General features: G+C 38.6%; 11 protein-coding genes, 2 tRNA genes and 1 rRNA gene. All 14 read right to left on the reverse strand.

Translation table 11 applies throughout. From position 1 onward, the window contains the following. Positions 1 to 4: 4 nt before the first annotated feature. The 14 genes from KI375_RS25995 to rrf all read right to left on the reverse strand — a co-directional run bounded on the left by KI375_RS25995 (position 5) and on the right by rrf (position 8,197). Positions 5 to 1,408, reverse strand: a complete 1,404-nt coding sequence (locus KI375_RS25995; RefSeq protein ID WP_212976271.1) for a CDP-glycerol glycerophosphotransferase family protein — start codon at positions 1,406 to 1,408, stop codon at positions 5 to 7. 4 nt (positions 1,409 to 1,412) lie between these two features. Next, the gene (locus KI375_RS26000; protein ID WP_212976272.1) at positions 1,413 to 2,180 is read right to left on the reverse strand and encodes a glycosyltransferase family A protein; all 768 of its coding nucleotides are present in this window, start codon (positions 2,178 to 2,180) and stop codon (positions 1,413 to 1,415) included. 572 nt (positions 2,181 to 2,752) lie between these two features. Beyond that, on the reverse strand, positions 2,753 to 3,121 hold the full coding sequence (locus KI375_RS26005) for a hypothetical protein (protein ID WP_212976273.1): 369 nt from the start codon (positions 3,119 to 3,121) through the stop codon (positions 2,753 to 2,755). Between the two features lie 11 nt (positions 3,122 to 3,132). Continuing rightward, positions 3,133 to 3,276 carry a hypothetical protein gene (locus KI375_RS26010; protein ID WP_212976274.1) on the reverse strand — a complete coding sequence of 48 codons (144 nt, stop codon included), beginning with the start codon at positions 3,274 to 3,276 and terminating at the stop codon, positions 3,133 to 3,135. A gap of 9 nt (positions 3,277 to 3,285) precedes the next feature. Then, positions 3,286 to 3,891: a YdcF family protein gene (locus KI375_RS26015; protein ID WP_212976275.1), complete on the reverse strand. Its 606-nt coding sequence runs from the start codon at positions 3,889 to 3,891 to the stop codon at positions 3,286 to 3,288. 44 nt (positions 3,892 to 3,935) lie between these two features. Continuing rightward, positions 3,936 to 4,499 (reverse strand): ATP-binding protein, encoded by a 564-nt coding sequence (locus KI375_RS26020; protein WP_212976276.1) that lies wholly within the window; start codon positions 4,497 to 4,499, stop codon positions 3,936 to 3,938. A 46-nt stretch (positions 4,500 to 4,545) separates the two neighbouring features. Beyond that, on the reverse strand, positions 4,546 to 4,821 hold the full coding sequence (locus KI375_RS26025) for a hypothetical protein (protein ID WP_212976277.1): 276 nt from the start codon (positions 4,819 to 4,821) through the stop codon (positions 4,546 to 4,548). Between the two features lie 151 nt (positions 4,822 to 4,972). Then, positions 4,973 to 5,992, reverse strand: coding sequence for a tRNA (adenosine(37)-N6)-threonylcarbamoyltransferase complex transferase subunit TsaD (gene tsaD, locus KI375_RS26030; protein WP_212976278.1), 1,020 nt, complete (start codon positions 5,990 to 5,992; stop codon positions 4,973 to 4,975). A 1-nt stretch (position 5,993) separates the two neighbouring features. Further along, entirely contained in the window at positions 5,994 to 6,458 is a 465-nt protein-coding gene (rimI, locus tag KI375_RS26035; protein ID WP_212976279.1) for a ribosomal protein S18-alanine N-acetyltransferase, read from the reverse strand. Beyond that, entirely contained in the window at positions 6,458 to 7,156 is a 699-nt protein-coding gene (tsaB, locus tag KI375_RS26040; RefSeq protein ID WP_212976280.1) for a tRNA (adenosine(37)-N6)-threonylcarbamoyltransferase complex dimerization subunit type 1 TsaB, read from the reverse strand. The genes rimI and tsaB overlap by 1 nt, the downstream gene beginning before the upstream one ends. Next, positions 7,137 to 7,607 carry a tRNA (adenosine(37)-N6)-threonylcarbamoyltransferase complex ATPase subunit type 1 TsaE gene (tsaE, locus tag KI375_RS26045; protein WP_212976281.1) on the reverse strand — a complete coding sequence of 157 codons (471 nt, stop codon included), beginning with the start codon at positions 7,605 to 7,607 and terminating at the stop codon, positions 7,137 to 7,139. Before tsaE ends, tsaB begins: the two co-directional genes overlap by 20 nt. Before the next feature lie 171 nt (positions 7,608 to 7,778). After that, a tRNA-Asp gene (locus KI375_RS26050) sits at positions 7,779 to 7,855 on the reverse strand. A gap of 27 nt (positions 7,856 to 7,882) precedes the next feature. Then, a tRNA-Met gene (locus KI375_RS26055) sits at positions 7,883 to 7,956 on the reverse strand. A gap of 125 nt (positions 7,957 to 8,081) precedes the next feature. Then, a 5S ribosomal RNA gene (rrf, locus tag KI375_RS26060) occupies positions 8,082 to 8,197 on the reverse strand. Positions 8,198 to 8,199 lie beyond the last annotated feature (2 nt).

The raw sequence follows: 8,199 nt of genomic DNA on the forward strand, positions 1-8,199 counted from the left end.
TCTGTCACACCTCTTTAACACACTTTTTTATAAAATTTTGAAGGGTAGACATGGAAGCTTGGATGGGATAGTTATTGTGGATAAATTGGTTGCGAATTTGTTTAACATTTTTTTGATGAGTGGGAGAAGTCAAAAGGGCTGCAATGATTTCGTGTACTTCCTTTGTGGTTGTTTTAACAAGATCTCCCAATGAGTCATAATAAGGATAGTCTCGATTGGCTGTTGGTGATTTAAAAATAACGACAGGTCTGTCGAGCAGCATGGCCTCTAAGCCAACAGTTGAGTTCGCCACAATAACCAGATCAGAAGCTGAAATTAAACTATATAGAGGGGCTTCAGAGGTGACATATTGGATTTGCTTATACTTTTCTGCTAAAGCTTGGTAGGGCTGGGTTCGATTTTTTGCTTTCTCCCATGGATGTGGTTTGATGATGATTTGGATATTAGGGAGCTTTTCCACGATGCTTGCAATCTCTACAAACAAAGAAGAGCTATTGGGCTGGGTTGCCATGAAAATCGTCTTTTTATTTGTGTTTAAATTCAAGCCCTTTAAAACTTGTTGCCTATTTAAATGCTTTGTTGTAAAAATTGCATCATAACGCGGATGACCGGCAATCGCAATTTGTTTGTCTGGAACTCCCCTACTTTGGTACCACTCCTTCTCATAATTTCCATAGACCACATAATGAGAAGCAAAAGCAGGTAAATAGGCCTCCTCTCCAAGAATCAGTCCATGCTGCAAGCAAAAGCTAGGGATGCCTAATGTATGACCAACAATCGCTAAAATACGACTTGTTAATTCCTCTGTTGTTCCGACTAATATTGCCTGAATAGGATTGCTTTTTAATACGGAATAAACCATATCAATTTTTTCAATCATTTGTGGAATATCTTTTAAAAATCCCTTTTGAAACACTGGATTCGAAAAAGCCGGATGCTGATGATGCGCTTGAAAAATGGCCTTAGCCTTTCTCGTGAAAGACTGAGCAATTTGTGGAGAAGTCTTTATATTGTCTAACATACTGATAATGGGAATGGTATAAAGCTCCCTCATCCTCCATCTCGCTAAAAGCAAAGTAGTTTCTGGAGAAAACGCACGATAGTTTTCCTCAGTAAAACGCAGATAATCAAAATTCATTAATAACTTCCCTTGCTTAGGTTGAGTGTGCGGTGATTTTCTAAGTGCACCTAACCACTTTTCAAACCCTGGTTGGATCATTCCCTCTTTAAAATCTTGTAAAGAATATTGGCAGAAATCCTCTGATTGCATTTCTGTCTGTAATGTTGGAGCTAAATAATGATAAAAATTACTTAAAAGCGGCAAGGGAATATTTTTATACGTTATTGCAGAAAAAGCATCGATAAACTCCAAATTTAATAACCAATAATTCCGCAAATACACATCCACACCATCACCTCCTTCTTTTCCGTAAATCTTCTCGAAGCTCTTTGCAATTGCGCTGTTCTGGAAGTAAACGAGCAAACTCATCTTTTTCCTCTGAAAAAAGTTTATAATGAATCGAACTTGGCGTGATAAAGTTTTCGTCCAACATTTCGTTGATAGGATAGAATGGCCACTCTTGGTTCAATCGCCAAAAAAAGCGTGCATCACCAATACGATAAAATTGTGGATCTTCATCCCAATATGATCCCCATTTCTTTTTAATCATGGGAAGAATGGCTGCCCTATGCATCATGGCACAATGATCCAAGGCACAGGGAGCGATCCATGTAATGGAGGAAGCCGGTCGTGTTATTTCTTTCGTCTTTTGACCGTTCTGATCTAAATATGTCGTTTTCGAACCGGAATAAACAATTTGCGCATGCGGATGAAGATCTAGGTATTGCGCCATTTTCTGGAGACGATGAGGTTTATACACATTATCATCTGTCGCATATGTGATATATTTTCCCTTAGCCATTTCTAACGCTTCATTAATAAGCACAGCATAGCGTGTTTCCTCCACGCGTTCTTGAATGGTTTGAATATTACTTTTAAAAAAGCGAACTCTTTTATCCTTTAAAAAAGGAGCGATGACTTCCTGGGTCTGCTCATTTGAATGATCATCCATTAAAAGCAGTTCAAAGTCTTTCTCCGTTTGGCTTAAAATTGCAGATAGGGCACTTTTAATATAATCTGGCTTATTGTAACTCGTCATAATAACGGATACCTTTGGCAACAGTAAACCTCCCTTCAAATAGATTATTTATTAGGTATCATACGTCGTGAAGACTTATTAGTAAGTGCGATTATACTAGTTTTTGTAAATTGGTTATCCATAAGAGGTAGAGCTAGAGTCATATGCGGAATCGAGGGGTAACAAAGTATTTTTGTACTACTTCTTCTAATCATCTAAGTTGCAGAACAAAAGCGCTAGCACCTTGATCAGCCCCGACAAGCAAATGTTCCTGAACCTAGGAAGGGGCTTTTTCCCTTCATAGGTTCAGGGTTATTTGACCTCGAGGGGCTAGGCAAGTGAGGGATGATAGCAACATAATAAGTGACAAAGTAACGATGGTCTGCCGTAATGAAACAAAATCTGCTACAAACCCAATCCCTAAGATAAATACGACCTGAGCAGCGCTTTGGATCAGTTGATAAATACTCCCGCCACTTAATTTTCAGAGATTTGTACTGCCAAGTATTCTCACGTCCATAACAGATGTACGTATGGATATACTTTCTATTAAAAATAGACTGAACGCAAAAACCGTTCAGTCTATCATATATAAATCAATTTTGTCTATTAATCTATCGGTCCCTAATAAAGTAGTGACGGTAGGCTAAAATAACGGACCCAATAAAAAGGATTGGGATAAGAACAAACATCAATAAAAATTGCTTAAATACTGCACTCTCTAATGGTGCTTGTAGATTATTTAACGTAGTAAAACACGGAACAAATAATATCAATATTATTACACAGATCCCTAGGCATAGCCATATTTTATGGGCGGGATATAGTTTAGAAACAGCAAGAATGGCTGCTAACATGATAATCAATATAATCCCGACAAATAATAGCGCTTCTTGAGATAGGCCGCCATTTACTAAAAATAATGTACCCAATAAAATACAGGCTGTAATAATGAATATGAAAAAATTCACAATGTTTTTCATGACCTTTCCCCCTAATATGGAATAATACCAGTTCGCACGGCTCTAACGGATGCTTTTGTTGCGTATGGTAAAAGCTCCTCTGCCGTACCAGTCAAATCCCCATCTATTATATGATCATTCACTTCTTTGTATGCCGATACAACTTTGTTGCTCACCTCCTTAGTTCAAATATTAATATTTTCATCGATCAAAGCCCCTTGCTTTACATAAGAAATTACTTTTGATGATTCTAATTGAACTCTTTGCCTCCCCTTTTCACTCAGAAACCAATTTTCTTTTTTTGTATTACGATCATTGGCAGGACATAGGCTAAATTCAATCCAGCTTGGCATATAGGTTTTGAGTGTCAAATGCAATCTCCTCATATGATAAGAAGTGGTGACAACTAATAATCTTTCAATATTATGCAAATGGAATGCTCTATTCAATACCAATAAGGAGGCAAGAACATTTTCAAATGTATGCCTAGATTCGTCCTCAATTAAAATATCCATTTCAGGCACACCTAATGCTATCGCTTCCTTTCTTAAGGTCATAGCCTCGGAGATATCACTTCCTTGCCACTTTACACCTCCGGAAAACAAGATTTTCCTCGCTCTTCCTTGTTTATAAAGTTCCACCGCTATAGGTAATCGATAGGTAGTCGCTTTACTACTCCCCACAACAAAAATACAATCTCCCTTTTTTTGATCATCTTCGATACCAGCAAATAACAGATTTGTCATTTGTTGATCTGTCAGTTTTTCACTTTCTAGTTGAGAAATATACATTTGCCACCTCTTGTTATAAATTGAACGCACTATGTTTATTCAAATCATGACCCTTGTGCAATATGAATAATTTTTTGAATAACGTCAGCTGCTTCCTCCTTATCTGTAATCACGAATAGGTGATCTGCTTCTCCCTCTATTGGATCTGTCACATCTTCTTTTAGAGAGTCAGCTTGCTGCCGCATAAGAACCTCTTCAAAATTAGCAGCAGTTCTCAATATATTCGTGCTACGTTGACTCTGGTTTACACGGACCTGAAGAACTTGATCTGGAATAGCAAAATGGACAAGTATTCGGACAAATTCAGCTTTTGGAAATAACTCTTCTAGCAAGTACAGCCGGCCTTTTTTTCCACGGTTAGAATTACAAATAATGAAGTGTAAATCTGTGTGCTCTTTAGCATAAGAGACAATCTGTCTTGTAAGAGTATATTTAAGCGTATTCTCTCCCCGCTTTGGTTGTAGTTTCTTATAATGATTATTTATAAATTCAGCTTGGTTATCCTGATCCATCACAAAAGAGTTATTTAACTTATGTTCTAAAGCCCTTGCAAAAGTTGTTTTACCACTATGTGTTTTACCTACCGTTATAATGGCTAATCTTTTCATCATTTTCAACTCCATTGTTAAAGTATGGCATTTATGTAGCAGTGGTTTATTTCCTATTTTCAAAAAATTGAAGAATCAAAAGGTTTATCCAAGTTATAATCGGAATAACCAATATTAACATGTAGTATTCTGAATGTATCACTCCAAAGAGCCTTATTTCATCATCAACCCTATATAATATCCATGTTGCTCCCCCTAAAATGATAATATTTAAAGCAAAAGCTGACAGCCTACTAAATAATTTATTATTTTTCCTTTTTAATACCAAAACAGATCCTATTGTTGAAATTAATAAGGAAATCGAGATGATCAAGTAATTCAACTTCGCACCACCCAGCTTTTGTCTCCAACCACCACATAGATAACTTTTTTTCACTGAATAAAAGGCTTACCTTTTCCAAAAAAAAATAGGGATACAAATGCATAGATGATTTGTATCCCTAGGTGAAGTATCATTTAACAAGTTTTTAAAATCAAAAATCTTCAATATCCAATCCTGGATAAGCGTTCATATCCATTTTACCGCGCTTGCCTTGTTCAAACAATACCGATCCAGCTGCTGCAATCATCGCAGCGTTGTCCGTACAGAGATTTAGTGGCGGGATAATCAGTTCTATTGCTGATAGTGACTGAAAAGCCTCCTGTAATGCTAAACGCAACCCTTGGTTTGCCGCAACTCCACCCGCTAATAACACTTGCTGGACATCGTATTCCTCAGCAGCACGTACAGTCTTCTCTGTTAGAACTTCTACGACACTTGCTTGGAAACTAGCTGCTAGATCTTCACTAGCAATCGATTCGCCACGTTGTTCTGCATTATGCAGGGTATTAATCACAGCTGATTTTAAACCACTAAAACTAAAATCGTAGGATCCTTCCTCCAGCCAAGCTCGCGGCAAGTCAATAGCAGGATTTCCCATCTGAGCTAGTTTATCAATATGCGGACCGCCTGGATAAGGTAATTTTAACGTTCTCGCTACCTTATCATACGCCTCTCCCGCTGCATCATCTAAAGTCTCACCGATTACTTTAAAGGTTCCATGTTTCTCCATATAGATCAATTCGGTATGTCCTCCAGATACAACGAGAGCAAGTAATGGAAATTTTAATTTGGTGATTAAGCGATTGGCGTAGATATGTCCTGCAATATGATGGACTGGAACGAGAGGAATATTATGCGCAAATGCTAAGGCTTTCGCAGCATTCACTCCGACAAGTAATGCCCCTACTAGACCTGGCCCCTCTGTAATCGCAATCCCATCAATATCAGCTAACGTAACTTTTGCTTCTTTTAATGCTTCCTCGATCACAATCGTAATTTGCTCCACATGATGTCTAGAAGCAAGCTCTGGTACAACCCCGCCAAAACGTTTATGACTTTCAATTTGTGAGGCTACTACGTTTGAGAGAATGTCTTTTCCATTTTTTATAACAGCTGCAGCCGTTTCATCGCAGCTTGTTTCAATCCCTAAGATGAACAACTCTTTATCCATTTTATAAATTCACCCACATTACTAATGCGTCTTCTTGATTATCTGTATAATAGTTTTTTCGAATTCCGCCTTCTTGAAAACCTAACTTTTTATAAAGTGATTTGGCCGGAAAATTGGTTACCCTTACTTCAAGCGTCATTGTCTCTGCACCAGCTTCTTTAGCAGTCGACATCATTTTTTTTAATAAGTTTTGCCCTAACCTTTTTCCTCTATATTCTGGAAACAAAGCAATATTGGTAATATGAGCTTCGTCTATGACAATCCAAACACCACAATATCCCGCAACCTTCCCCTCATATTCTAACAGTAGATAAAGGGCAAATCGATTGGTTAGGATATCCTGATAAAAGGCTTCCGCTGGCCATGGCACAGTAAAAGCTTGATTCTCAATTTTGACAATTTGTTCGACGTCTGCTTCTGTTGCCACTCGATAAGTGATTGCCCCGCGATCTTGACATGATTCCATTAGTTCTTACGCTCCTGTTTTTCTAACCATTTAGCCTCGGCTTCCACAAGTCGTGCATAATTCGGGACAAAAGAATGAATAGAAACTTCTTCTGCAGCTAAGCCCAGCCTGCCCAGCTCTCCTGGACGAGGGTTATGTTCGGTCATTTCTGCAAAGCATGCCTGATCATGCAAAATAGTAGTAAGAAGCTCCCGGTGAATAGAAATATCATTTCCCATAAATAAAATGGGTCTCTCCATTGTTTGCAATTGTTCAGCCCATTCTTTTGCCAATATATTACGATCATCCAAAACAGTCCATAGTTTCCCGTCCTGATATTCATATAATCCGGTATAAACCAAACCACGTCTCGCATCAAATAGTGGTGAAATATACCCATCAAAATAATGAGCCGATGCGGCAAGGGTTGCTAAGCTCGATACACCAACTAAAGGAATCTGCAAAGCCCACGCTAATGTTTTCGCTACCGTTACACCGATTCGTACACCTGTATAAGAGCCTGGTCCTTGGGCCACGACAATTTTATCTAGATCAGTAGGTTTTGTTTCACAATCTGACAACAGCTTTTCAATCGCCGGCATAACACGGATGCTATGATTTTTCTTCATGTTCGTCATATATTCACCAATAACTTGAACTTCATCCAACAAGGAAATCCCCAGTACTTCATTTGATGTATCAATGGCTAAAATTCTCATTCCATAACTCCTCACATAATGCTTCATACCTTTTTCCATTCGGTTGGAAGACAATCCTTCTTTCCATCTCACCTTCACGATATAAATATACCGTAAGATTCTCAGAAGGCAACTGCTCTTCGATTAGATGGGCCCATTCTACAACAGAAACACCTTGATTGTAAAAGTATTCCTCTAATCCTAGATCTTCAAGTGAATTTTCTACTCGATATACATCCATATGATATAAAGGGAGTCTTCCTTTATATTCTTTTATAATGGTAAATGTAGGACTATTCACTGTCCTTTGGACATCCAATCCAACAGCCAATCCCTTTGTAAAGGCCGTTTTACCCGCTCCTAGATCACCTTCAAGTAAAACCACATCGTTTGGACCAAGGAGCTCTCCAACTGTTTTCGCTATTAAATAAGTATCTTCTGGTCGATTGGACCTGATTTCAAAGTTCGCCATTCGTCATTCCCCTTTTACATCGCTCATTACAAGTTTACCCGAAAAAAAAAGAATGAGCAAAAAAGCTTCCTCATTCTTTGATTAATTATCTCTCAGCATATATAGGAAGGGAGCGAATTCATCCTTTTTTTAAACAACAAAAAAACGAACACAATTGTTCGTTTGCAATATTGGCGGTCCGGACGGGACTCGAACCCGCGACCTCCTGCGTGACAGGCAGGCATTCTAACCAACTGAACTACCGGACCTAACGTTCATTATTATGTATAAAATGATTGCGGGGGCAGGATTTGAACCTGCGACCTCCGGGTTATGAGCCCGACGAGCTACCAGACTGCTCTACCCCGCGACGATAAAATAGTGAAAAATTTTAAGACAATTACCATATTACATGATTATCTTTAGTAAAGCAAATATTAATCATAAAACATTATAGTTTAGATGAAAGCACGATCTGGGACCGTGCTTTCATTTGCCTGGCAACGTCCTGCTCTCACAGGGGGAAGCCCCCTATTACCATCGGCGCTGAAGAGCTTAACTACCGTGTTCGGGATGGGAACGGGTGTGACCTCTTCGCTATTGCCACCAGACT

Source organism: Bacillus sp. J14TS2, assembly GCF_018333015.1.
In the GTDB taxonomy this organism is placed as follows: Bacteria; Bacillota; Bacilli; order Bacillales; family Bacillaceae_C; genus Lederbergia.